We start from the raw sequence: 24,174 nt of genomic DNA on the forward strand, positions 1-24,174 counted from the left end.
CTCAGCTGAGTTGCACGGTGTTGGCCACGGGGTTCGGGTTCAGGGCGATCAGCGGTTGCGACAGATCGAGGGTCCACGCCCCTCTGCCAAGTGTCGCGGCTAGCAGCACCTGATTGGCGTCATCATATTGCAGTTGCATGACCGGCACCGCAGGCAAATCGGCCGCCAAACGAAACCACCCGGTAAAATTCGGAGCCTCGGCAGCATAGATGCCTGCATTTGTTCCCACGACCAGATGGCCATTTCCAAAGTTTCCGCACCAGACAACCGATCGAATGGTACGACCACCGGCGGCCAGCAGGTTATCGGTTATATCCACCCAGGTCTGGCCCGAGTCGACTGTCTGATGAACGCTGTTGAACAGAGTCGCGAAAGCAGTGGTTGGCATGTTTGCGTCCAATGCCACAGCGGTCACGCCCTCTCCGTTACTGAACCTGGTTGTTTGCTGCAGTTGTGCTGGCGCAGGACCGGTCCGGACGAAGACATCCAAACCTGCGCCGACATACAGCACATCCGCGTCGTTTGTACCGCCATAAGCCACAGAGGCCGCCGCATTTGCCTGAACTCCGATCGGCCCCACCAGACGCAAAGTATCACCCCGGTCAAAAGATTCCCAAACGGCATTAGTTCCGCAAATGACCAGACGCAAAGGATCGCCCGGGTTCGACTGGATCGGAGAATAGAACTGAGGCGAAAGCGACATCGTCGTTCCAACCTCAAACAGCTGAAGCCGCTGGAACCCCAGCGAAACCCCGTTTGCATCAAAGAACTGCCGATGCGCGTTTCCCAGAAACTGAAAACTGAAATAGCGGACTGATCCGCCGTTCGTGGTGTCAGGTGAAATTGCCACGACACCGCCATCCCCCCCCATCACTGTCGGCCATCTTGCGGTCCCAGCCCCGGGTTGGCGCAGCGTTCCGTTGTCCTGTGCTCCGCCCAACGCGACCTGTGTCGCCGGATCCCAGGCGGCGGAATGAAATTCTGTGTTCTGCAGCGACCCTATCATCGTTACCCAGTCCCCAAGGTTCGAATGCGGATCGGTGCGGCGGTAAACACCACCGTCATCGCCTTCGATCAGATCGCCGTTGCTTGCTATGGCCATGGTTCGGGAATCCGCATGCGGCGCGCTGTTTGCATTGGTGTTCTGATGCGTGATCGGGCTGGCTTGTGCTCCGGTCGGTTGGCTCGCATTGACACGGAAAAGACGGCCCGAAAAGGTTTGTGCGCCTATCGAGTTGGGAAACTGCGGCAAGGCAAGTCCCGGCGGTGCGTTCTCATCAAACGAAGGTTGCCGGTCACCTCCGATATACACGATGTTGGCATCCTGCAGGTCAGCGGCCATCGAAAAATGGATACCTGCCTGTCCGCCCGGATGTAGACCAAAGGTTTTGCCGTTGCCTTCGGTTGTTGTTGGTAGATCCAGATTGGACCAGTTAGCTCCCCGGTCAGCCGAGTGGAACAATGCTGCAAGCCGGCCATTCACTGCAATCGCAACAAAGACCGTGTCGCCTGGCCCAGGTGCTATGCGCACACTGGTTGGACTGAACAGGAAGGACTCCATGACGCTGGAACTGATTTTTGCCCACGTCACGCCACCGTCAGATGTCACAAAGATTGCCCTGCCAGCGTGCACATAGACCAAATCCGCATCAACCGGAGATGCCGCGACCGCGAATGACGGACCTGTTTGCAGAGAGACGGGCGACAGATGAGTGAAGCTCTGACCCTTGTCATCCGAACGGTAAACTCCATCCGCCAAAGAAGCCCGCCCACCGTTTCCCGCAAGAATAATCACGTCTCCGGCGGCGTGAATTGCCCTGATGTGCAATGCGCGAAACAGCCCGCCATTGTCCAGAATGCTCCAGTTGGCGCCGTCATCTTCAGACAGCATAACGCCCAGCAACGCCCCGCCGACACGGCGCATACTACTAAAGCGCCCGGTGCCGGCGACGAGTGTCCGCACTGTCGGATCGTTGCGATCCAGACAGAGGGCTCCGATGGAAAGAGAGTCTTCGTTTGGCATCAGACTAACCCAGTCTGGCTGTGCGTCCAGCGCGTTCCGTGTACGCCATACGCCTCCGTTCACGGCACCAATATAAAGGATGTCGCTGTCAGCCGGATGTGGAGCAACGGCATTTACGGCCCCGACGATTTCGTTGTCTGCAACAGCTTCAGACTGGCCATCCGTAGCGGGTCGCGGTCCTTGTGGTATCCAATTCATCGCACTCCCCTCTTTTGTTCAGTACAAATGTTCAAGCGCCCGAAACTAGGGCTTGCCTTGCTGTCGACGAAAAACAAACAGCGGTCGTTTCAATATCTCTACTGGTTTCCCGGCTTGCTGACCGGTCAACCCCAAAGTCTTTGATACTATGTGTCCTTTGCGGTCCCGCGCAGGCTTAGGATCTGTTCTCTGGCTGCAACCGTGTCAGCAATTGTGAGATCAAGAAGCTCACCACAAACCAGGTCGGAAGAAAGGCCAGAAGTTCCAGAAGAAAAGAACCAAACTTGTAAAACGTGTTTGCGATGGCAATCGAAATTATCAGCGACGGGCCCTCAACAACAAGGAGCTTCCGGATGCTTTGGGACTTGACTGCATGGTACATGTCACAATCCTTTTTTTTGTAAACCAAATGCGTTTACTTTAACGGTCTCAGGGTCTCGCAAACCGCCGATTTAGTCAAGGTTTTTACCGCGCTGCGACGGTTCGGAGACCACCAAAAAACGTGGTTTGCCGAAGCAATAGCTCCTTCGGCAAACCTGCAGGTGCCGCTACAATCACCCGCTTAACTGCAGCAGACCGACCGCCGAGCCTCGCGGATGATCTCAATGGTGCTGTTAGACGAATTCGAACCAGTCTCAGTGTGCCGCGGAAACCGCGAACCTATCCGGAACAAAGTTGACGCCACTCGGTGAGAGCGGCGGTGTGTGTCAGCTTGAAGGTGTATCGGCTGGCCAGCGATCTTTCCTGTTTGAAGTGGTTGCAAACAGAGGAATGGACCGAGGCAAATTTCTGCAAACTTCGCATACGACTGAAGCGTTGCATAGCGCGTTCGCGTCGTCGAAACGGCAGGTGCGAGTTCTCGATAGGGGTGTTGAGCCACCTGCCCGTCCTTTGTTTTTCGAGTGCACCAAGCTCTCTGAGAGCAACTCTGTACGAGGCGAAACGATCCGTGACGACGGTTGCCGCTTTGCCGTGTCGCTTCACTAAATTCTCGAGGAATTTCAGTGCTGCCTGCTTGTTTCGGCATTTGGTGAAAACAGCTTCCGGCACCTCGCCTTCATGATCAACAGCCCGCCAAAGATAGGGCTGCTTACCATTCACCTTCACGAAAGCCTCATCTAGGTGCCACTTCCATTTCGAGAATACGCGCAGTTGTTGCACCCGTTTCCTTCGGATCTCTCACGCAAACATCGGACCGAACCTGTTCCGCCTTTATCGGACAGTTTAGTGGCTCACATCAATGCCTCGCTCATGAAGCAGGTCTTCGACATTGCGAAGCGAGAGTGGAAACCTGATGTACAGCATCACCGCCAGGCGGATGATCTCGGGGTTGGTTTAGAAGTACTTGAAGGAGGCAGGTTTAGTCATTCCTAAATGCTATGCAACCGCCATGCTCCGCTCAAGCAAAGTTCTTGTGACATGACCTTCTGGTTTACCGAAACCTATAGGGAGCCAATGTAAGTCAGGGGCTTGCGCCCCTCGTCGTGCAACAGCCAACACTTCGATCCTTCAAAAACCGCAACCGTCAGAGGTTTGCCATATCCCGCCCCGGTATCGATGTTCACACGGTTTCCATGGTGTTCAGGGTTGGCGACGTGGGTGTGGCCGTGAACAACCAGCCACGGGTGAGGGTCCGGACAGTCCAGAAACTCGTCTCGGATCCAGATCAGGTCATTGGGGTCCTGACGATGCAAGGGGATGCCGGGCTGTATGCCTGCATGGACGAACAGCACGTTGTTGCGCAGGTAGTAGGGCAACAGACCTGCCAGAAAATCGATATGGGCCTGCGGCACGGCGGCTTTGGCCTGAGCATGGACCTGATATATTCGATCCCCTTCGCTGACCCTAACGCCATAGGAGTTTAGCGTCTCAACGCCGCCTATCTGAGGATGCAGCCAATGATACCCGACCAGTAGACGCGCGTCGTTTCGCGGGTAGTCCTCAAGGAACATTGCGCACATCTGATCGTGGTTGCCGCGCAGGAATGTCCAGTTTCTGCCTTCGGACTGCCCTTTCACCAATAGATCGAGAACCTGTCGACTGTGGGCGCCGCGATCCGTGTAATCACCGATAAAGACGATTTGCGCATCAGGCCCACCGTCCTTTTCGATGCGGGCCAGCGCGTCCTCTAGCATGTGCAACTGACCATGGATGTCACCAATGGCATAGATAGGTTCTGGCATTTTTTGGCGCTCTTATTCAGACCAGTGGATGCGGAACTCCTCCCGAAAGGCAAAACGCGCCAGATGGGCTTCGATCACGCCTTTCCACTGTTCCAAGTCCCCGCGCGGTCCGGTCGCAGCGTTAATCGTCAGCCTGTCGTCATTCGCTTCAAGGGTCACGCTGTCGCCATCCGCGAAGGCCACGCTTCCCTTCATTTCGTCAAAAAACACCTCGGCCTTGTGCGACCAGTGTTTACACAGCTGCTGCAGATATTTGCTGGCTGCAGCGGTTTCCGCAACGCCCGAGGCAGTCTGATCCGGCAACAGGCCCAGCCCGACTTCGGCGGCGTTGCGCATTGCTGTTGCAAATAGGGTCACGTCGATATTAGTGGCCATAAAAGTGGCCCCCAGATCCAAGCATTTGTGTTGCATTGCCGGATCAAGGGTCAGGATACCCGCCGCCTTACCCGCCGCCACGATGCGGGCCAGCGCGTCCAGCACGGCTGCAACCACGTCAGGGTGACCGGCATTACCGATATGGCCCATATCGGCGGCCAGATCGGAGGGGCCGATGAACACCCCATCCACATCGGAGGACAGAATATCTTCCAACGCAGCCATACCTTTTTGGTTTTCGACCTGAACCAGCAGGCAAATCTGTTCGTCCGCCGTTTTCAGGTAGTCCGGGATGGCTGAAAACCGCGATGCCCGCGCCAGTGCTGATCCAACGCCCCGCACGCCATGCGGTGGGTATTGCACTGCCCGAACCAGCTCACGCGCGTGGTCCCCGCTTTCGACCATGGGCACGAGAAGGTTCTGCACGCCTGCGTCCAGATATTGCTTGATCATCCAGGTTTCGCCTATCGGCAGGCGCGCGACCGGAGTGCTACCTGATCCTTCGATCACCTGCACCTGTTCGAGGATCGAGCGCAGATTATTCGGCGCGTGTTCACCGTCAACCAGCAGCCAGTCGAATTGCGCGGTCGCCGCGATCTCGGCCGTGTAGGCGTTGGCCATCCCGATCCAGCAGCCGATCTGCGGCTGCCCCGCCTTGAGAGCGGCTTTGAACGTATTCTTTGGCGCAGGCATATGCGGCTTTCCTTTCAGGCGAAATTGATATCGACCGAGCCAAATGGCCCGAAATCGGCATGGATTTCAGTCCCAGTCGGGCACTCGACCGGGCGGATAAAGCTGCCGGACAGGATGATTTGACCGGGTTCGATGTATTGTCCGTATTGCGCCATGCGGCGGGCCAGCCAGACAACGCTTTCGACCGGATCGTTCAGAACGCCCGCGCCCAGGCCGGTTTCCTCGATTTCGCCATTGCGGAAGGTCAGCGCACCGACCCAGCGGAGATCAAAAGCATCCACGGCGTGCCGTTCCGCGCCCAGCACGATACCTGCATTAGCCGCATTGTCACTGATCGTGTCGAATACGGTGCGAGCTTTGCCGGACGCGGGATCCACACGTTGAATACGCGTATCGAGGATTTCAATGGAGGGCGCTACATAGTCTGTGGCAGCGATGATATCCTCGCGCGTGACGTTCTCGCCTCCAACGGCAGACTTCATCACAAAGGCGATTTCGGCCTCGATCCGTGGCTGGATGAAACGACCCGCCGGAACCGTTCCACCGTGTTCAAAGGCCATGTCGTCAAACAGGATGCCACTGTCCGGAATGTCGATGTTTAGCGCATATTGCATCGCTTTCGAGGTCAAACCGATCTTCCAGCCAATCACCTTGCGCCCCTCGGCCAGCTTCTGGCGATAGATGGCGTTCTGCACCTCATAGGCATCGTTCATGCACATCTCGGGGTGGCGCAGGGTTAGCAGGCCAATCTGCTCTCCAGTCCGTTCAGCCCTCAGCAGATCAGCAGCTGCGCGGGCATGATCTTCGGGCGTCATTGCTGTTCGTCCTCAACTGTGTTGCGCAGCGCACCGATGCCCTCGACAGACACCTCAACAATATCACCCGGAGCCAGATATTTCGGAGGATCAAACCGCGCCCCTGCCCCAGTTGGCGTGCCGGTGACGATGATGTCGCCCGGCTGCAGGGTCATGAAGGTCGAGATGTATTCGATCTCGCGCCGGATCGGGAACATCATGCGGTTCAGGGTATCATCCTGGCGCAACTCGCCGTTCACGTGGGTCTGAATACGCGCATCGTCCAGTTGCGCGGCGTCGGTGAACGGCACCAGCCACGGGCCGATGGCACCCGTGTTGTCCCAGTTCTTGCCTTGCGTGACGTTGAACTTGGCGTGACGCACCCAATCCCGGATCGTACCTTCGTTGCACAGCGTCAGGGCTGCGATGTGGTCATAGGCGTCCTCTTGCGAAATCCGACGTCCGGTCTTGCCGATGACAATCGCCACTTCGCCTTCATAGTCCAACGTATGGTTTTCCGGCGGACGGATCAGAGGGCGGCCATGGCCGGTGAAGCCGCTTGCGAAACGTGGGAACAGCGACATGTATTTAGGCTGCGCGCTGCCGTCTTTGTATTCGGCGTTGCGGTCCGGGAAGTTAACGCCGACGCACAAGATGCGGCGGACATCGGGCATCACCATCTCGTAGGTGAAATTCGTGTGGGTCACGTCCTTACTATTGGCGGCTGCTGCCAGTTGATCAAACGCTCCAGCAGCGACTACCTCATACAGGCTCGCGTGATCTGGGAAAGCATCATTCAACGCAATTGCGCCGACGTCCGTGATCGCACCAAAGTAAGTCTGCCCATCGGCAGAGAAGGTTGCGAATTTCATTTAAGTGTCTCCCAAACCTCACGAATAACGTCTGCTGCCATCAGTACATCGTCGCGTGTTGTGTCGAATTGTCCGACCTGAAAACGAATAATCTTGCGACCATCAAACATGCCTTGGGTCAGATAAATCCGGCCGTCATCATTCAGCGCATCAACCAGACGCTGCTGCATCGCATCGTCACCCGGGCAGCGGAAGGAAAACAGGCTGAGTATCGGCCCGGTCGTGATCTCGAACCCCTCCAACGCGCCAATCTTCTCGGCAACCTCATTGGCCCAAACGACGTGATTTCGGATTCGTGTGCGCAGACCGTCCAACCCGTAAGAGCGCAACAAGAACCAAATCTTCAGCGCGCGGAACCGACGTCCCAACGGGATAGTCCATTCCGAATAATTCGTCACCTCGGCACCGGTGGTTTTGAGGTACTCGGGTTCGATTTTCAGCGTGTTGAGCTGCGGTGTGGCGTCACGCAGAAACTGGATGGCGCAATCGAATTGAGCGCCCATCCATTTGTGTGGATTGAACACAATGCTGTCATAGCGATCAGCCCCGCCCCACAAGGCCTCGCGGTACTCGGGGCAGATCATTGCCGACCCGGCCCAAGCCGCGTCGAGATGGGTATACAGGTCGTATTTCTGCGCGATGTTGGCCACAACTTCCAGATCATCACAGGCCCCAACGCCTGTGCCGCCTGTGATCGCAATGATCCCTGCTGGCACATGACCGGCTTCGATGTCATCGCGGATAGCGGCCTCAAGCGCGGCCGCGTCAATCGCGTAGGTCGGTCCGCGTGTCGGCAGCTTGACCAAGTTATCCTGGCCGATTCCCGCAACCCAGCAGGCCCGGTCGATCGACGAATGCACCTGGTCTGAGCAATAGATCCGCAGCGCCCCTTTGGTGTTCAGCCCCTGGCGATTGCCCGTGTACCCAGTGGCGCGTTCGCGCATCGTCAGAACCGCAGACAAAGTCGCCGAAGACGCGCTGTCCTGAATGACACCGGTCATACCATCCGGCAGACCGAGTGCTTGTCGCAGCCAGTCCACCATAACGCCTTCGACCTCAGTCGCCGCGGGTGCGGTTTGCCATAGCATGCATTGCGCGGCGATGGTGGTCACCAGCATCTCCGCCAACATTGAAGGCGGGGCAGCATTCGCCGGGAAATACGCAAAGAACCGAGGGTGCTGCCAATGGGTGATCCCGGGCATCACGATACGTTCGAAATCGGCCATGATGGCCTCCATCGGCTCACCAGATTCCGGGGGTGAGACCTCAAGCTGCGCGGCAATTTCCCCCGGCGTTGTCTGCGCCCGAACAGGCCGATCCGCCAAAGTCTTATGGTAGTCAGCAGCCCAACTGGAGATTTGCTGCCCCCAATGAGAAAATTCGTTCCAATTCATGCACTAAGCCTCCTCAGAAGGGGAAATTCCGCCCATGCAGATGTACTTCAACTCCATGAAATCATCGAGGCCATATCGAGATCCCTCGCGTCCAAGACCCGACATTTTGACACCGCCGAATGGAGCCTCTGCCGTTGAGATCAGACCGGTGTTCACACCGACCATCCCGTACTCCAAAGCCTCGGATACGCGCCAGACACGCGCCATGTCGCGAGAATAGAAATACGAGGCCAAGCCGAATTCGGTATTATTGGAAGCGGCGACAACCTCGCTTTCGGTTTCGAATTTGAACAAGGGAGCGACGGGGCCAAAAGTTTCTTCGGTCGCCACCGCCATATCCGAGGTCACATCGGTCAGAATGGTTGGCTCAAAAAACGTGCCGCCAAGTGTGTGGGGTTTACCCCCAAGTGCGACCTTAGCCCCTTTTGAAGTCGCGTCACCGATGTGTTCGGCGACTTTGTCCACGGCGGCATGGTCGATCAGAGGACCGAAAACGATACCTTCATCAAACCCATTGCCGGTTGGCAGGGTCGCTACTTTTTCAGCTAGCATTTCAGTGAAGGCGTCGTAGACCCCGGCCTGCACATAGATGCGGTTTGCACATACGCAGGTCTGTCCATTGTTGCGGAATTTCGCGATCACAGCGCCTTCGACGGCGGCGTCCAGATCGGCATCGTCGAATACAATGAACGGCGCATTGCCACCCAGCTCCAACCCCAGTTTCTTGATCGTCGGCGCGCATTGCGCATAAAGCATCGCACCGATCTCAGTCGAGCCGGTGAACGTCAGCTTTTGCACTATCGGGCTTGAGGTCATCTCTCCACCAATCTCCTGCGCCGAACCGGTAATGACCGAGAACAAACCAGCGGGCAGCCCCGCGCGTTCGGCGAGAACGGCCAGTGCGATGGCCGAGAACGGCGTCTGGCTGGCGGGTTTCAATACCATCGAGCAGCCCGCGGCAAAGGCCGGTCCAGCCTTCCGGGTGATCATGGCGTTGGGAAAGTTCCACGGCGTTATCGCGGCCACAACGCCGATGGGTTGCTTGACAGTAATGATCCGCTTGTCTGGCGTATGGCCGGGTGTGACATCGCCGTAGGCCCGGCGGGCCTCTTCGGCGAACCACTCGACGAAGCTGGCGCCATAGGCGATCTCACCTTTCGCTTCGGCTAAAGGCTTACCTTGTTCGGCGGTCAGAATGGCACCCAGATCATCCTGGTTTTCCATCATCAGATCATACCAGCGACGTAAGATTTGGCTGCGCTCTTTCGCGGTACGTTTGCCCCAGTCTTTCTGAGCGCGCTGCGCATCGGCAATCGCCTCGACCGTCTCGGCAGCACCCAAGTTTGGCACACGACCGATCAACTCACCCGTCGCCGGGTTTGTCACGTCAATCACGCGTTCAACGTCTGAGGCATCAACCCATCTGGACCCGACCCGCGCCTTTTCGGCAAGCAAAGTGGGATCGTCAAGACGCAGTTCAGTCATTCGAATTTCCCTGTGTTTCCGGTTCTAGACCGAGAAGCTGACATTGGCCTGCCCAGTCCCGGAGCTTCCGAAATACGGGGTGTAGATGTCGATCTTGCCCTTGTAGCTGCCCCATCCAAGGGCGCCGAACAGCAATGCGGTATCGTTCATGGCACACTCACCCGCGCATTTCTTGGCGTAGTCGGGCAGAAGTTCGAGGAACTCTTCGAAGCGGCCCTGTTCCCAAAGATCCAGCACGCGCATATCCATCTGGCGATTGAATTCGCCGTTTACCGAATTCAGTCCATCGACCGATCGTTCATTGGGGGTGAAATCGTGGCTCAACGACCCAGAAGCCAAGATCGAGACGTTCCGGTCCGAGCGTCGGATGCCTTCAGCGATGGCTTCACCCCAGACGCGATTTTCAGCAATCGACGAGAACTGGTTGACCGCCACGGGCAAAACCCGCGCATTCACGCCCTCGTTGATGAAGTGCATCGGTAGCAGGGTGCCGTACTCCATACCCATATCGGGATGCGAATGCCCAAGGGCCCGCTCGCCACGTTCGCGCAGAACGTCAAGGATGGTTTCCCCAAGCTCGTGATCGCCGCGATAGTCGAACTCCATATCCGCCAGCATGTGCGGCAGTTCATGACTGATGAAACGGCCCTTGTGGTGCTCTTTCGTGTTCAGGTGGAAGCCCTGATTGGTGATCCAGTGCGTGTCAAAAATGACAAATGTATCGACTTTGCGGTCGATCGCATCCTGACGAAGACGCGCATAGCCGTCGATGGCAGGTTGGCGGATGCCTTTGTATTTCGGCATCGTGTGGGACATCCAGATGCTTGGCACATGCGTTATCTTCGCGGCCTGTACAATCTTTCCCATGGCAGTTCCTCCTCGCATTTGTAATGCCTGGCAACCAAAGTTGAAGCTACCTGACATCCTTCGGTCCTGCAGTAAGCGGAAAATGCCGGACCAGTTTGTGCGCGTTTACTTCTATCCTAGCTTTGCCCCCGCCCAATGGGGACAGTGCCGCCAGTTTACTTCCCCAATTGCATGATCTTGTGCTGACCGGTTGCAAAGCCAATATGCTTTTGTTCCATATAAAACTCGAACGACCAGTCGCCGCCATCGCGCCCGATGCCGGACGCTTTGACGCCACCAAAGGGCGTCGGCAGGTGGCGCACATTTTCCGAGTTCACCCAGATCATTCCGGCCTCAAGCTTGTCGGTAAAGCGCAGCGCCCGCGTCAGGTCGTTGGTCCAGACATAGCCGGTCAGACCATAAGGCGTGTCATTGGCCATCTGCAGTGCTTCTTCTTCGGTCGAGAACGGGATCGAGGTCAGGACAGGACCAAAGATCTCCTCGCGCGCGATGCGCATTTGGTTGGTGGCATTGGTGAAGAGGGTCGGACGGATGAAGTACCCTTCGTCACCCAGCTTCACACCTCCGGCTGCGACGGTCGCGCCGTCCTCTTTGGCGATGTCGAAATAACTGGTCACCTTGTTGTAGTGCTCTTCCGTCACCAGCGGACCGATTTCGGTTGCCGGATCCAGAGGGTGGCCAACCTTGATGTTGTTCACACGTTCGATCAGCTTGGCCTCGAAATCTTCCTTGATGCTGTCCTGCACCAGCAAGCGCGAGGACGAGGTACAGCGCTCGCCGTTGATTGAATAGATCATGAAGATCACGGCATCCAAAGCGCGGTCCAGTTCGGCATCGTCGAACACGATGACCGGGTTCTTGCCGCCGAGCTCCAGGTGCATCCGCTTCAGCGTGTCCGCGCCCTGTTTGGTGATGATGCTACCTGTGCGGCTTTCGCCGACAAAGGCGATGGCCTTGATCAGCGGGTGCTCGGTCAGCGCCTTGCCCGCGTCGGGGCCAAAGCCGTTCACAGTGTTCAGTACACCTTTGGGCAATCCGGCCTCTTCGGCGATTTCGACTAGCAAGCGGGCTGACAGGGGCGAATCCTCGGCGGGTTTGTGAACCACGGTGCAGCCTGCAGCCAGAGCGGGCGCGATCTTCCAGGTCGACAGCATGAACGGCGTGTTCCACGGGGTGATCACGCCAACCGGACCAATCGGCACGCGGGTGGTGACATTCATCAGGGTCGGCGATTTCAGATGTTGACCGTCGCGCGCCTGCACAACCTGATCTGCAAAATAGCGAAAGTTCTCGGCTCCGCGCAGAGCCGCCTTGGACATAAATCGCAGGGTCTGACCCGTGTCCCAGCATTCGCACAGCGCGATTTCCTCGGCGCGTGCTTCGATGGCATCCGCCACGCTAAGCAGAATGCGGCGGCGTTCGATGGCAGGCAGGTCGCGCCATTCGGCAAAGGCCGCATGAGCCGCCTTCGCAGCGGTGTCGATGTCCTCGGCAGTACCGTGGGCAACATCGCAAATCACAGATTTGTCGACTGGCGAGGTAGACTGAAATACGCCAGCGGAACCAGCAACATCCTCGCCCGCGATACGGTTTTTGATACCCGTCTCTTTGAACCGCGCCAAAAAGCCCGCCAGTTTTTCGATGTTGGTGTCCAGTGCGCTCATGGGTCAGGTCTCCTGCGTGGTGGCGCCAAGGTGATCGCGGATCGTACCAGTCTTGGGCGAAAGCTTCGGGTCGATGTCGCGCATCTCAAGCGAGAGCGTGATCGAATGATGTTTGAAGGCAGGTGCCAAATACGCTTTGACCGCCTCGAAAACGCGCTGCGTGGCATCCTGCTTTACGCCGTCGGACCGACCGGCCCGCAAGCGGATCGAGATATCGATAAAGCCATGCACAGGATTACCGTCTGCAATTGCAAAATGATCGACCCGCACAGCGCGGACACGAACTCCCGGCATCGGAAAGGTGTCAATCTCAGCAGCCGTTGCTCGGATGCACTCACACAAGCCATCCATGTCGACCTTGTCCTCTAGGTTCCCGGAATACTCGACGTGAAAATGTGGCATGCGCCCTCCTTTATTGGTTAACATGTTTACTTTTTTACGATCTCGCTGTCAAGAACTTGCCTTGTTAATCTTTGCAATTCCGGAATTGGCAATTTAGAAGGCCGCATGACCACGCAAAGCCACACAAAAAGTACCGCCCGATCCCTTCCGATTGCGCTGTTGCGCGCACGGGAAACCGTCATGGCACCGATCCGGGAGATGCTTCATGACATTCAGCTCACCGAACAGAAGTGGCGCATCCTGAGGGTTTTGGACGAGCTGGGCGAGGTTGAGCAAAGCGCAATTGCCCACGAGGCCTGCCTGCTGCTGCCCAGCCTCACCCGCATTCTGCGCACGATGGAGACTGATGGCCAGATCACCCGTCGCCAGGACAAACAAGACAAGCGCCGCACCATGGTTCAGATCACCGACGCCGGACGCGCGGTTCTGGAAGACAACCTTGCAAAGTCGCTGGCAATCTCAAACAATATCGAGGCCCAGATGGGCCGCGAGAAGCTGAATCAACTGTTGGACCTGCTTGAAGAGTTGCAGGCGGTTAAAGTCTGACCCCGCCCAAGGGCGGGCGAGGTCACGTAAGTGGTGGTTAAAGAGACGCCAGACCGGTATCCAGCGCCGATAGGATCTTGGCCACGTGTTCTGATGTGATGATCAGCGGCGGAGACAGGATGATATTGTTGCCGGACACACGCACCATCACACCGTCTTCATAAGCCGCTTTCTGAACCTGCAGCGGCAGGTGCTTCGCGATAGGCGCCTTCGTTTCGCGATCCGAGACCAGTTCCAGCGCACACATCAGCCCCTCGCCGCCGCGCACATCTCCGATCACGTCGTATTTCTCGGCCAGTTTTTGCAAACCGGCAAACAGCTCATCCCCGCGCGCGGCAGCGTTTTCCCAGACGCGCAAGCGCTTGATCTCGGACAGCGCGGCGAGCGCTGCTGCTGCCCCAACCGGGTGACCGGAATAGGTATAGCCCTGATCCACCGACGCCTTGCCGGTCGTGTCACCTTCAAAAACCTCGGCAACAGCACCCGAAATCATCGCCGCCCCGAACGGGAAGTAACCATTGGTAATGGCTTTGGCCGTCGTCATGATGTCGGGCTGCACCCCCCAGTGCCGTGCGCCGCTTTCGCTGCCGGTACGCCCAAAAGCGGTGATGATCTCGTCCGAGATCAGCAGAATACCGTGTTTTGAGCAAACCTCACGCACCATCGGCATGAAACTCTTATGCGGCGGGATTACGCCCCCTGCCCCAAGGACCGGTTCCATGATGAAAGCCGCAACCGTGTTCGCGCCCTGGAATGCAATCTCGGCCTCAAGCGCTTTGACGCAAAGCTGCGCCAGACGCTCAGGGTCGGTCTCGTCGAACGGGTTGCGATAGGTCCATGGCGCGGGCACATGGAAACAGCCCGGCATCATCGGCTCATAGGCCGCGCGGAACTTCTGATTGCCATTGACCGAAGCGGCGGCGAAATGGGTGCCGTGATAGCCCTGTTTCAGGCTGATGAACTTTGTGCGCCCGGCCTCGCCGCGCACCTTGTGGTACTGCCGCGCCATTTTCAGCGCGATCTCGACCGAGTCCGAGCCGCCCGAGGTGAAGAAAGCGCGGGTCAGGCCGTCGGGCTCAAAAAACTGCGCCAGTTCATAAGACAGCTCGATTGCCTTGTCGTTGCTGGTGCCACGGAAGGTCGAATAGTAGGGCAGCGCATTCAGCTGATCGGCGATGGCCTGCTTTACCGGCTCGCAGGAATAGCCCAGATTGACGTTCCAAAGCCCCCCGACCGCATCCAGCGCCTTGTGACCATCGACATCGATAATACTGACACCCTCACCGCCATTCAGAATCGTGGGTGGGTTCTTCTGACTGTCGGCGGGATGCGCCATCGGGTGCCAGAAGTAACGCGCGTTGTTTTCTTTGAGAAAGTTCGAGTCTTTCATTTCTCTGGTCTCCGGGTTTTGCGTCCACCCGCTCACGGATGGAATTCGGTTGGAAAAGTGTCGGGAAGCTGACCGCCAAAACTTGCGGTCAGGTCAGTTGAGAGGGCGTGCAGGGCGGTCAGGATTTCCGGCAGCCGGTCGTCTCCTGCGCGACCTTCAGGAACGGCAATCGCAATGGTTCCCAGCGCCACTTGATCAATGCCGAATATGGGAGCCGCATAGCCAAAGACGCCATCTTCATAGCTTCCACTGCTATTCGCCCAACCGGCCTGGCTGATTGCCGCGACCCGCTCTTTGATCTTGGCCGGGTCGGTCAGCGTGGCGTCCGTGTATCGTACTTGTTCTTTCTGACCGATACGGTCCAGCAAGAAGGATGGCCCAAAGCTGAGCATACAAAGACCGGATGCTGTCGCATTGATCGGAAGAAGCTCGCTGGGGTCGAGGCTGACGCGCACGCTGTGGCGGTTCGTTTCGACCACCAGCGCGGTTTGAAGCCACTCCTTTTCAAGCAGGGAAAGATGCAGGCTTTCACCAACGTCCTGCATCGCAATCTGCATTCGCTGGCGGGCACTCTCGATGCCGGGGCGGGCGATCTGGCGCAACGCGGCCAGGCGCAAAGCGGCAGGTCCGACCGCATAGGATTTGGTCATGGGGTTCTGCTCGATCAACCCGTATTCCTCAAGCGCCCGCAGGTGGCGCAGCGCCGTGGCTTTGTTCAATCCAGACAGGCGCGCAAACTGACTCAACCCAATTTCTGGCCGAGCGTTTGAAAAATAGTTGAGCATTTTCAGGGCGTTCAGGGCAGTACCCATGCGATTCACATCCTCCTGTTAAGGTAATACTTGACAGAACAAGCTTAACAAAGCAACATTATTATTGTTAACGCGGATCAAATAATGAACCACTGACGGGAGGTGTCAATGAAGAAAGTTCTAACAGCCGCCGCTTTTGTTGCTTCTGCAACCGCCGCACTGGCCGAGTATCCAGAGAAACCGGTTTCCTTTGTCGTTCCATGGCCTCCGGGTGACTTGGAAGACGTTCTCACACGGATGATCGCCGACGAATTTCAGGCCATGTATGGTGTTCCTGCCGCCGTCGTGAACAAGCCCGGTGGCGGCGGTGGTCCGTTCCCCGGAGCGGTGGAAGTTGCGACCGCTCCGGCAGATGGCTACACCGTTGGCTCGTTCGTCATAGGCGTACCGGTCATCGGCCCGGACATTGGCATTCCCGAGCTAAACCCCAACCCGTTCGAACCGATTGGCATTTTTCTGACCTATCCCTTCGTCATTGCCTCCAGCAAGGATGCCCCGTTCGCGACATGGGAAGAACTGGTGGAACACGGCAAAGAAAACGATGTCGCGCTTGGTCACTTCGGCTCGGTTCTGCCGCCCACACAAGTCACCTTTGCGGCCGCAGTCAGCAGTGGGTTTGACTTCGCCAGCGAAGCCGCCTTCGACGCGCTCGACTGCAACACTCTGGCTTCGGGCGACGTGGACGTGATCAACACGACGCTTCAACTTGTTCTTCCCTGTCTGGACCAAGTGAATGTCCTGGCCAGCATCGGTGGCGAACGGATCTCATTGGTCCCGGATACACCCACAGTTACCGAGCTGCACCCCGAACTGCCTTTGGCCCTGTGGAACGGTCTGTTCGTCCACAAGGACACTCCGGCCGAAGCACGCGAAAAGATCACTGCGGCTGCACAGAAAGCGCTGGAATCTGACAAGGCCAAGCAACTTGCTGAAGAAACCGGAGCACTGATCTACTGGCAGGATCCGGATGCCTCGAATGCACAGATAGAACAGGACAAAGCCTCGTTCTCTAAAATCGAAGAGATTCTAGGCGAATAACGCGAAACTGGCCCGGCGTATTGCAATACTGTCGGGCCTTTTTCTATCCAGCAGGAGGCCAAAATGATCGCAAAGACATTGCAAGACATGTTCAAACGATACCGCCGCCCCGGCGATGTTGTTTTTGCTTTGGCCTTCCTGATATTTTCGGTTTTTCTGCTGAGCCAACTGGGAACGCAGACCGAGGTCGTCAAACGCACCAAGTGGTTTGCGCAACCAAGCTTCTGGCCAATGGTCTCGCTCTGGGCAATGGCCGCCTTTGCTTTTCTGCACTGGCTCAGCTCCGCCATGTCGGACCGCATTCCGGGTCGCTGGCCCGAAGTCGCGTTCTGGCTGCGGTCCCTTGAATACGTCGCCTATTTTCTGATCTACGTCGCCGTTGTCCCGCTTCTTGGATACCTGCCTTCGACCGTTCTGTTCGCGGTATTCCTTGCAGTCCGAACCGGGTTCCGAAGCGCTGGGGCAATTGGCCTTGCGGCGGCTTTCGGTGTGGCGGTGACCATCATTTTCCGAGCCTTCCTGCAAGTGAAAATCCCGGCCGGTGCCGCCTATGAATACCTGCCCGATTCCGTGCGCGCCTTTGCGCTGACTTATCTCTGAGGTTCGCAAATGGAAACGCTTCTGTCCGGTCTTTCGATCCTGACACAATGGCAGGTGATCGTTGCCCTTCTGATTGGCTCGATCGGTGGGGTCATCATTGGCGCGCTGCCCGGTGTTGGCGCTGCGGTTGCCATCGCCATCCTTTTGCCTGCCACCTTCGCGTTTGAACCCATTGTCGGCCTGACGCTGTTACTGGGTATCTATGGCTCGTCAATGTATGGAGGCGCCATCCCCGCTATTCTGATCAACACGCCTGGTACGGCGGTGAACGCGCTGACCACCTATGACGGCTATCCCATGACCAAACGCGGTCAGGGGCATCGCGCGCTGTCACTGGCCTATTCCGCTTCGTTTTTCGGTGGTGTCTTCGCCATCATCTGCCTGATGATCCTGTCGCCTGTTCTGGCGTTGATCGCACCGCATTTCGGCAGCCGAGAGATATTTTTGGCCGCCCTTCTGGGGATCATTCTGGTGATCCTCGCTCACCGAGGGCAGATTTTTGCTGCCGGTATGTTGGCCGCTTTCGGGATTTTCCTGAACACGGTCGGGCTTGAGCCAGTGAAATACACCCGCCGCTTTACCTTTGAACAAAGCTGGCTGGCTTCGGGCGTAGATCTGATCGTGGTTGTTCTGGGCCTGTTTGCCATCAGTCAGGCCCTGCTTTTGCTGCTTGAAAAGAACCACGCACCGGGCGAAACGCATGTCAGCGGCAACATCTTCGCCGGCCTCAAGGAACTACTGGGCATCAAGCGCGTCGCAACCGCGTCCTCGAGCATCGGGGTCTTCATGGGTATGGTGCCGGGCACAGGTGAGTTCACCTCGCAATTCCTGTCCTACACCTATGCACAAAAAACCTCGAAAGACCCCGACAAATTCGGGGATGGCTCGCCAGAAGGGCTGGTGGCGTCTGAAGCCGCCAATAATGCAGTGCCCGGCGCGGCCATGATCCCACTTTTGGCGCTGGGTATCCCGGGCGAAGCGCTGACCGCAATGATGCTGTCAGTGTTCTACGTGCACAATGTCATCCCCGGCCCACAGCTGTTTGAGAACCAGATGGATTTTGTGATGGCGCTCTATATGGCGCTGATCCTGCTGAACGTCATCGTTCTGGTTTTCCTGCTCTTCTCGACCAACCTGCTGCTGAAGATCATCCAGATTCCAACGCGGTTTCTGGGTATTATGATCCTGATCCTAGCCTTCGTCGGCGTCTACAGTTTGCGTAACTCGATCACCGACTGCGCCATTGCGGCCGGGTTTGGTGTGTTCGGCCTGATCCTCAAACGGCTGGACCTGCCGATTGTGCCGATCATTCTGGGCATGGTTCTAGGCGGGATCATGGAGGTCAAGCTGCGCAGTGCCATGGCGCGGGTCAAATCACCGCTCGATTTCGTCGACCGCCCGATTGCGGCGATCCTGACCGCGCTGATCGTGCTGATCGTACTGCTGCATTTCCGCACGCTGTACTACGAGTTCCGCAACAAGCTGAAACCCGAGCCGACCGCGCAACCAGTCGACTCCGATCACCCCAATCAGCAAGGGTAACTCTGCCATGAACCAGTCCGATATTGACGCCCTTCGCTCTCAGATTCTGCCCCCCCGATCTCACTTCATCGGCGGGCGCTGGGTCGCCGCTTCGGAAGGTGGACATCGGGAGGTGCTATCGCCTGTCGATGGCGCAGTACTGACCCAAATTGCCGAAGGCACTCCGGCAGATATGGAGGCCGCGATTAGCACTGCGCGGGCTGCGTTCGAGGATGGCCGCTGGTCGCGCCGCTCCCCTGCCGAGCGCAAGAAGGTCCTGCTGAAGCTGGCCGACCTGATCGAAAAACACGCTCTTGAGTTGGCTGTTCTGGGGGTGCGCGACAATGGCACCGAAATCACCATGGCCATGAAGGCCGAGCCTATGTCGGCAGCTGGCACATTCCGCTACTACGCCGAGGCGATTGACAAGGTCTACGGTCAGATCGCCCCCACGGAAGAAAACGTACTGGGCTTGATCCATCACGCGCCGGTCGGCGTCGTCGGAGCGATTGTGCCCTGGAACATGCCGCTGATGATCGGCAGCTGGAAACTGGCCCCTGCGCTGGCTACCGGCAACTCGGTCGTGTTGAAACCCGCAGAAAGCGCATCCTTGTCGCTGCTGAAACTGGCCGAACTGGCCGCCGAGGCCGGAGTGCCCGACGGCGTTTTGAACGTCGTCACCGGGTCAGGCCGGGTTGTGGGCGAAACGCTGGCGCTGTCGATGGATGTGGACATCATGGTGTTCACAGGCTCGGGGGCCACAGGCCGACGACTGTTGGAGTATTCGGCGCGTTCGAACATGAAACGCTGCTATCTGGAACTGGGCGGCAAATCCCCCAACATCGTCTTCAACGACGCCCCGGACCTGAGCGAGGCCGCCAAAGTGTCCGCAGGTGGAATCTTCCGCAACGCAGGTCAGATCTGTATCGCAGGATCACGCTTGTTGGTCCAAGAGGACATCCACGACGATTTTGTTGCCGAACTCGTCAAACATGCCGAAGCGATGCGGGTCGGCAATCCGCTCGATCTGGACACACAAATCGGCGCAATTCATTCACTGCCAGAGCTGGAATCCAATCTGGACTTTGTCACCAAGGCCGAGACCGAAGGCGCCGAGCGTCGCACTGGTGGCGGGCGCATCCTTGAGGAAACCGGTGGTTACTATATGGCCCCGACTGTAATGACCGGGGTCAAATCCACTGACAATCTGTTCCAGAACGAGGTGTTCGGTCCGGTCCTGGCGGTCACATCCTTCAAGGACGAGGACGAAGCGATCAGGCTGGCCAATGACTCGGTCTATGGTCTCTCCTCGGGTGTGTGGACATCGAACCTGAGCCGCGCGCACCGCATGATCGCTGGCATCCGTGCTGGCGCGGTGCATGTGAACACCTATGGCGGCTCTGACTTGACCGTGCCGCTGGGCGGTGTGCGCCAGTCGGGCAACGGGCACGATAAATCCCTGCATGCGTTCGAGAAATATCTCGACCTGAAAACCGCCTGGATAAAACTCTGATCAAAGGTCTGCTGAATGACACTTCCTGCGAAATCCGCCGAGCTTGTTGAACGCCGGACCAAGCTGCTGGGCCCGAATGTCTCGACCTTTTATGACGAGCCGCTTCATATCGTGAAGGGCGAAGGGGTCTGGCTTTGGGATGCAGATGGGCGCAAATACCTGGATTGCTACAACAACGTCCCGCATGTCGGCCATTGCAACCCCCGCGTGGTCGAGGCGATCTGCCGCCAGGCGTCAACGCTCAACACCCACACGCGTTATTTGCACGACGGCATTCTTGACTATGTTGAGAAGCTAACGGGCACGATGGATGCCTCGCTAGACACCGCCATCCTGACCTGCACCGGGTCCGAGGCCAATGACATCGCCCTGCGCATGGCCGAAGGCATGACGGGCAAACGCGGTATCATTGCTACGGATGCAACCTATCACGGCAACACTTCTCTGGTCAGTCAGTTGAGCAAATCGAACGTGCCGACCGTTGGCTTTGGTCTGGATCGGTATTTCCGGTTTGTGGAGGCACCCGACAGCTATCGCAACCCGGACCCGGACGGCAGTAAGTTTGCCGACGCCGTAGCCGAACAGATTGCTGAGCATGAAAAATCCGGCATCGGCTTTGGCGCTTTGGTCCTCTGCCCCTATTTCCTGAACGAAGGCTTCCCCGACCATCCCGACGGCTGGCTGAAACCCGTGGCCGAAGTGGTGCGCAAGGCTGGTGGCCTACTGATCTGCGACGAGGTGCAATCGGGTTTTGGCCGAACCGGCACCCATATGTGGGCGCATCAAAAGATGGGCGTGGTACCGGATATCATGACCATGGGCAAACCAATGGCCAACGGTCATCCGGTGGGCGGCGTCGTAACGCGCAACGAAATCCTTGCCACGTTCCGCAAGGGCTATCGGTACTTCAACACGTTCGGTGGCAACCCGGTGTCCTGCGCCGCGGCCATGGTGGTATTGGAAGAGATTGAGGACAAAAACCTTGTCACCAACGCCAAATCCGTGGGCGATCACGCCCGCGTGCGCATGACATCTTTGCAGCAGAAATACGAGTTCATCGGCGATGTGCGCGGCTCGGGCCTGATTTTCGGGGCCGAGATGGTGCTGGATCGTCAAACCAAGGAACCGGCCAGCGAATTCACCGATCGGGTCATCAACGCGATGCGATACCGGGGCATCATCCATTCGAAACTCGGCCGTCACAAGAACACGCTCAAGATCCGGCCACCAATGCCGTTCTCGAAAAAGAATGCCGATCTGCTGTTTGACACATTGGACGAGGTTTTGGCCGAAACCCCGCTGACCCTATGACCCCAATTGTCGAGAAAGCCCTGAACCTTTGGGGCATGGACGGTGCTAAATGGTCGTTGGTCGCGGCCCGTGAAAATCATGTCTACCGGGTTCAGATCGGCGCGAAAAGCTATGCACTGCGCCTGCACCGCAAAGGCTTGCATTCGGATACCGCCTTGAGGTCCGAGCTGCAGTGGATCGCCGAGCTAGGCGCAAAGAGCGTCGGTGTACCCACACCGATACCGGCCACGGATGGCCGCTATCTGCAACTGCTGGACGGGATCCAGGTCGATATGCTTGACTGGTTGCCCGGCCGCCCGCTGGGATCGACAGAAACCAGGATCGACCATAGTGATCGTACCGGGCTGTTTCGGGCCCTCGGGCATGAGATGGCAAAGCTGCACGAAGTCAGCGATGCCTGGACGCGTCCCGATGACTTTGAGCGCTGGTCTTGGGATCGTGCTGGACTGCTGGGCGATGCCCCATTGTGGGATCGGTTCTGGGAAAACCCCACGCTTTCTGGCGAGGATCGTGCCCTGTTCACTGCGTTCCGCGAGCAAGCTAACAATCACTTGCTGCAGATCGAAAACCAACTGGACTACGGCCTGATCCATGCCGATCTGGTACGCGAAAACGTTATGGTCCGAGGCGACAAGCTCTGGCTGATTGATTTCGACGATGCCGGGTTCGGGTTCCGTCTGTTCGATATCGCCACGACGCTGCTGAAAAACCTGCGCGAGCCGGACTACGAAGCCCTGCAAGCGGCCTTGCTTGAGGGATACCGGTCGGAACGTGCGCTAGGCACCGAGCATCTTGATCTGTTCATGGCCCTGCGCGCGGTTACTTATGTGGGCTGGGTTTTGTCCCGCATGGACGAAGATGGATCAGAGGCACGAAATTTGCGGTTCAAAGATACCGCCCGAAGCGTGCTAACGCGCTACCTCGGATAAACCGCACGGACGGGAGGAAACCATGACCAATAAAACGATCCTGCTGATCGGGACATACGACACCAAAGACCCCGAGATGCGGTTCATCGAAGACGCCGTAAGGGCGCAAGGAGCAGATGTGCTGACGATGGACGTCTCCGTTCTTGGCGATCCTGAAACACCGACCGATATCTCGAAACATGACGTCGCGGCGGCCGAAGGCAGAACCATCGACGAGGTGATTGCGCTTGGGGATGAGAACAAGGCCTTTCGCGTCATGTCCGCCGGGGCTGCCAAGGTCGTGGCGAAAGCCTATGCCGATGGCCGGTTTGATGGGATGCTGGCCACTGGTGGAACCATGGGTACCGACCTTGCGCTGGATTGTGCACAGGCCCTGCCCATGGGGGTCCCGAAATACATCGTTTCGACAGTCAGTTTCTCACCGTTAATCCCACCACATCGGATGGCCCCCGACATACAGATGATCCTGTGGGCTGGCGGATTGTACGGTATGAATTCGATCTGCAGGTCTTCTCTGGCACAGGCTGCGGGGGCCGTGGTCGGCGCAACCAAAGCCGCCATCGCGCCGGATCGTAGCAAACCCCTGATTGGCATGACCAGCCTTGGATCGTCCTGCCTGCGTTACATGAAAACCCTTAAACCAGCGCTGGAAGAGCGCGGCTTTGAGGTTGCGGTATTCCACTCGACAGGCATGGGTGGCATGGCCTTTGAAAAACTGGCCGCCGAAAACGCGTTTGTCTGCGTGATGGATTTCTGCATGCAGGAATTTGGTAATCTGCTGGCCGGTTCCGTTGTTTCAAGCGGAGAGGATCGCGTTACCAATGCCGGACGCGTTGGCACGCCGCAGATGGTTGCACCGGGCGCTCTGGACCTGCTGGATTTCGCGGGCTGGCAAGAGATCCCGGATCAATATGCAGATCGCCCGTTTCACGAACATAACCGCCTGATCAAAAGCTCGGTCTTCAATGGCGAGGAACGCCGCGCCTGGATCAGGGAACTTGCAAACCGGCTGGAAGCAGCAACCGGGCCGGTTCATTTCTTCCTGCCGTTGCAAGGCGTTGAAGCATGGGACAAGGAAGGCGAAGAGGCACATGACCCCGCAGCCCTTGCTGACATGGTCGATGAGGCCCGCAAGGTCATGCCGGACCAGGTGCCGATGACTGAGCTGGACGCCCATATCAACGACGCCGCATTTTGCAATGCCGTTCTGGCCAAGTTTGACCAGTGGGTTGAAAACGGGTTTGTCAGCCGAGGCTAGCTGGCTTCTTGTTGCGTGCCAGAGTGTTCATAAAGTTGGTCGCACATGGCTTCGAGGGTAAACAAGTTGGACCACAACCGAGTGTCCATCGCCCCTTAGAGCACTCATTTTTCGCAGAAGGAGGCTAAGACATCACGCCCGGTCAAGCGGACGTGATAGACGCTATTTCGCGACTTTGATCGCCTATTTTAGGACGCAAAGTGATCCAATCTGTGCTGTCAACTAATTTGAACCAGTCTCAGCTAGGCCAGTAGCGCTGCCCTTTATGCCGCACCGAGTTCGCGCCACTCTGCGAGAGAGGCGCTG

The 24,174-nt window shown here is 57.5% G+C and carries 20 protein-coding genes and 1 pseudogene; 8 read left to right on the forward strand and 13 right to left on the reverse strand.

Features of this window, described 5'->3' with window-relative positions:
* Position 1: 1 nt before the first annotated feature.
* The 11 genes and pseudogenes from ACXAH8_RS22665 to ACXAH8_RS22715 all read right to left on the reverse strand — a co-directional run bounded on the left by ACXAH8_RS22665 (position 2) and on the right by ACXAH8_RS22715 (position 12,950).
* On the reverse strand, positions 2–2,221 hold the full coding sequence (locus tag ACXAH8_RS22665) for a hypothetical protein (protein ID WP_475220773.1): 2,220 nt from the start codon (positions 2,219–2,221) through the stop codon (positions 2–4).
* A gap of 660 nt (positions 2,222–2,881) precedes the next feature.
* A pseudogene (locus tag ACXAH8_RS22670) lies at positions 2,882–3,544 on the reverse strand (IS6 family transposase).
* A gap of 119 nt (positions 3,545–3,663) precedes the next feature.
* Entirely contained in the window at positions 3,664–4,404 is a 741-nt protein-coding gene (locus tag ACXAH8_RS22675) for a metallophosphoesterase family protein (RefSeq protein ID WP_475220774.1), read from the reverse strand.
* Positions 4,405–4,416: 12 nt separating this feature from the next.
* Complete coding sequence (locus tag ACXAH8_RS22680; RefSeq protein WP_475220775.1) at positions 4,417–5,472, reverse strand: aldolase/citrate lyase family protein; 1,056 nt, start codon at positions 5,470–5,472, stop codon at positions 4,417–4,419.
* A 14-nt stretch (positions 5,473–5,486) separates the two neighbouring features.
* Positions 5,487–6,287, reverse strand: a complete 801-nt coding sequence (gene hpaH, locus ACXAH8_RS22685; protein WP_475220776.1) for a 2-oxo-hept-4-ene-1,7-dioate hydratase — start codon at positions 6,285–6,287, stop codon at positions 5,487–5,489.
* A complete protein-coding gene (locus ACXAH8_RS22690) occupies positions 6,284–7,138 on the reverse strand; it encodes a fumarylacetoacetate hydrolase family protein (RefSeq protein ID WP_170639109.1) in 855 nt (284 codons plus the stop codon). The genes hpaH and ACXAH8_RS22690 overlap by 4 nt, the downstream gene beginning before the upstream one ends.
* Positions 7,135–8,532 carry a pyridoxal phosphate-dependent decarboxylase family protein gene (locus ACXAH8_RS22695; protein WP_475220777.1) on the reverse strand — a complete coding sequence of 466 codons (1,398 nt, stop codon included), beginning with the start codon at positions 8,530–8,532 and terminating at the stop codon, positions 7,135–7,137. The genes ACXAH8_RS22690 and ACXAH8_RS22695 overlap by 4 nt, the downstream gene beginning before the upstream one ends.
* Positions 8,533–8,535: 3 nt before the next feature.
* Entirely contained in the window at positions 8,536–10,017 is a 1,482-nt protein-coding gene (locus ACXAH8_RS22700) for an NAD-dependent succinate-semialdehyde dehydrogenase (protein WP_475220778.1), read from the reverse strand.
* Positions 10,018–10,041: 24 nt separating this feature from the next.
* The gene (hpaD, locus tag ACXAH8_RS22705) at positions 10,042–10,884 is read right to left on the reverse strand and encodes a 3,4-dihydroxyphenylacetate 2,3-dioxygenase (RefSeq protein WP_170380896.1); all 843 of its coding nucleotides are present in this window, start codon (positions 10,882–10,884) and stop codon (positions 10,042–10,044) included.
* Positions 10,885–11,039: 155 nt separating this feature from the next.
* Positions 11,040–12,548 (reverse strand): 5-carboxymethyl-2-hydroxymuconate semialdehyde dehydrogenase, encoded by a 1,509-nt coding sequence (gene hpaE, locus ACXAH8_RS22710; RefSeq protein ID WP_475220779.1) that lies wholly within the window; start codon positions 12,546–12,548, stop codon positions 11,040–11,042.
* A 3-nt stretch (positions 12,549–12,551) separates the two neighbouring features.
* Positions 12,552–12,950 (reverse strand): 5-carboxymethyl-2-hydroxymuconate Delta-isomerase, encoded by a 399-nt coding sequence (locus tag ACXAH8_RS22715; protein ID WP_475220780.1) that lies wholly within the window; start codon positions 12,948–12,950, stop codon positions 12,552–12,554.
* A gap of 105 nt (positions 12,951–13,055) precedes the next feature.
* On the opposite strand from ACXAH8_RS22715, the gene hpaR reads away from it, so the two are divergent.
* Positions 13,056–13,496, forward strand: coding sequence for a homoprotocatechuate degradation operon regulator HpaR (gene hpaR, locus ACXAH8_RS22720; protein WP_475220781.1), 441 nt, complete (start codon positions 13,056–13,058; stop codon positions 13,494–13,496).
* 37 nt (positions 13,497–13,533) lie between these two features.
* Here hpaR and ACXAH8_RS22725 read toward each other — a convergent pair whose 3' ends face one another.
* Together ACXAH8_RS22725 and ACXAH8_RS22730 are read right to left on the reverse strand one after the other, a co-directional pair.
* On the reverse strand, positions 13,534–14,886 hold the full coding sequence (locus tag ACXAH8_RS22725; protein ID WP_475220782.1) for an aminotransferase class III-fold pyridoxal phosphate-dependent enzyme: 1,353 nt from the start codon (positions 14,884–14,886) through the stop codon (positions 13,534–13,536).
* A 32-nt stretch (positions 14,887–14,918) separates the two neighbouring features.
* Entirely contained in the window at positions 14,919–15,698 is a 780-nt protein-coding gene (locus ACXAH8_RS22730) for an IclR family transcriptional regulator (RefSeq protein WP_475220783.1), read from the reverse strand.
* A gap of 108 nt (positions 15,699–15,806) precedes the next feature.
* Here ACXAH8_RS22730 and ACXAH8_RS22735 point away from each other — a divergent pair, with 108 nt between their 5' ends.
* The 7 genes from ACXAH8_RS22735 (at position 15,807) to ACXAH8_RS22765 (ending at position 23,868) form a co-directional block, all read left to right on the forward strand.
* The gene (locus ACXAH8_RS22735) at positions 15,807–16,736 is read left to right on the forward strand and encodes a tripartite tricarboxylate transporter substrate binding protein (protein ID WP_475220784.1); all 930 of its coding nucleotides are present in this window, start codon (positions 15,807–15,809) and stop codon (positions 16,734–16,736) included.
* Between the two features lie 63 nt (positions 16,737–16,799).
* Positions 16,800–17,336, forward strand: coding sequence for a tripartite tricarboxylate transporter TctB family protein (locus tag ACXAH8_RS22740; protein WP_170768371.1), 537 nt, complete (start codon positions 16,800–16,802; stop codon positions 17,334–17,336).
* Between the two features lie 9 nt (positions 17,337–17,345).
* Positions 17,346–18,878: a tripartite tricarboxylate transporter permease gene (locus tag ACXAH8_RS22745; protein WP_475220785.1), complete on the forward strand. Its 1,533-nt coding sequence runs from the start codon at positions 17,346–17,348 to the stop codon at positions 18,876–18,878.
* A gap of 7 nt (positions 18,879–18,885) precedes the next feature.
* Positions 18,886–20,370: an aldehyde dehydrogenase gene (locus ACXAH8_RS22750; RefSeq protein WP_475220787.1), complete on the forward strand. Its 1,485-nt coding sequence runs from the start codon at positions 18,886–18,888 to the stop codon at positions 20,368–20,370.
* A gap of 15 nt (positions 20,371–20,385) precedes the next feature.
* A complete protein-coding gene (locus tag ACXAH8_RS22755; protein WP_475220788.1) occupies positions 20,386–21,681 on the forward strand; it encodes an aspartate aminotransferase family protein in 1,296 nt (431 codons plus the stop codon).
* Complete coding sequence (locus ACXAH8_RS22760) at positions 21,678–22,610, forward strand: phosphotransferase enzyme family protein (protein WP_475220789.1); 933 nt, start codon at positions 21,678–21,680, stop codon at positions 22,608–22,610. The genes ACXAH8_RS22755 and ACXAH8_RS22760 overlap by 4 nt, the downstream gene beginning before the upstream one ends.
* 22 nt (positions 22,611–22,632) lie before the next feature.
* Complete coding sequence (locus ACXAH8_RS22765; protein WP_475220790.1) at positions 22,633–23,868, forward strand: Tm-1-like ATP-binding domain-containing protein; 1,236 nt, start codon at positions 22,633–22,635, stop codon at positions 23,866–23,868.
* Positions 23,869–24,174 lie beyond the last annotated feature (306 nt).

The sequence above is a fragment of the Ruegeria sp. ABV3_008 genome, from assembly GCF_056161185.1.

What these genes read in the sequence shown, in the direction of transcription:
- hpaR (WP_475220781.1), top strand. Translation starts at nt 13,056, where the DNA reads ATGACCACGCAAAGCCACACAAAAAGTACCGCCCGATCCCTTCCGATT.
- ACXAH8_RS22735 (WP_475220784.1), top strand. Translation starts at nt 15,807, where the DNA reads ATGAAGAAAGTTCTAACAGCCGCCGCTTTTGTTGCTTCTGCAACCGCC.
- ACXAH8_RS22755 (WP_475220788.1), top strand. Translation starts at nt 20,386, where the DNA reads ATGACACTTCCTGCGAAATCCGCCGAGCTTGTTGAACGCCGGACCAAG.
- ACXAH8_RS22690 (WP_170639109.1), bottom strand. Translation starts at nt 7,138, where the DNA reads ATGAAATTCGCAACCTTCTCTGCCGATGGGCAGACTTACTTTGGTGCG.
- hpaD (WP_170380896.1), bottom strand. Translation starts at nt 10,884, where the DNA reads ATGGGAAAGATTGTACAGGCCGCGAAGATAACGCATGTGCCAAGCATC.
- ACXAH8_RS22725 (WP_475220782.1), bottom strand. Translation starts at nt 14,886, where the DNA reads ATGAAAGACTCGAACTTTCTCAAAGAAAACAACGCGCGTTACTTCTGG.
- ACXAH8_RS22730 (WP_475220783.1), bottom strand. Translation starts at nt 15,698, where the DNA reads ATGGGTACTGCCCTGAACGCCCTGAAAATGCTCAACTATTTTTCAAAC.
- ACXAH8_RS22750 (WP_475220787.1), top strand. Translation starts at nt 18,886, where the DNA reads ATGAACCAGTCCGATATTGACGCCCTTCGCTCTCAGATTCTGCCCCCC.
- ACXAH8_RS22680 (WP_475220775.1), bottom strand. Translation starts at nt 5,472, where the DNA reads ATGCCTGCGCCAAAGAATACGTTCAAAGCCGCTCTCAAGGCGGGGCAG.
- ACXAH8_RS22760 (WP_475220789.1), top strand. Translation starts at nt 21,678, where the DNA reads ATGACCCCAATTGTCGAGAAAGCCCTGAACCTTTGGGGCATGGACGGT.
- ACXAH8_RS22765 (WP_475220790.1), top strand. Translation starts at nt 22,633, where the DNA reads ATGACCAATAAAACGATCCTGCTGATCGGGACATACGACACCAAAGAC.
- ACXAH8_RS22700 (WP_475220778.1), bottom strand. Translation starts at nt 10,017, where the DNA reads ATGACTGAACTGCGTCTTGACGATCCCACTTTGCTTGCCGAAAAGGCG.
- ACXAH8_RS22745 (WP_475220785.1), top strand. Translation starts at nt 17,346, where the DNA reads ATGGAAACGCTTCTGTCCGGTCTTTCGATCCTGACACAATGGCAGGTG.
- ACXAH8_RS22675 (WP_475220774.1), bottom strand. Translation starts at nt 4,404, where the DNA reads ATGCCAGAACCTATCTATGCCATTGGTGACATCCATGGTCAGTTGCAC.
- hpaH (WP_475220776.1), bottom strand. Translation starts at nt 6,287, where the DNA reads ATGACGCCCGAAGATCATGCCCGCGCAGCTGCTGATCTGCTGAGGGCT.
- ACXAH8_RS22740 (WP_170768371.1), top strand. Translation starts at nt 16,800, where the DNA reads ATGATCGCAAAGACATTGCAAGACATGTTCAAACGATACCGCCGCCCC.
- hpaE (WP_475220779.1), bottom strand. Translation starts at nt 12,548, where the DNA reads ATGAGCGCACTGGACACCAACATCGAAAAACTGGCGGGCTTTTTGGCG.
- ACXAH8_RS22715 (WP_475220780.1), bottom strand. Translation starts at nt 12,950, where the DNA reads ATGCCACATTTTCACGTCGAGTATTCCGGGAACCTAGAGGACAAGGTC.
- ACXAH8_RS22665 (WP_475220773.1), bottom strand. Translation starts at nt 2,221, where the DNA reads ATGAATTGGATACCACAAGGACCGCGACCCGCTACGGATGGCCAGTCT.
- ACXAH8_RS22695 (WP_475220777.1), bottom strand. Translation starts at nt 8,532, where the DNA reads ATGAATTGGAACGAATTTTCTCATTGGGGGCAGCAAATCTCCAGTTGG.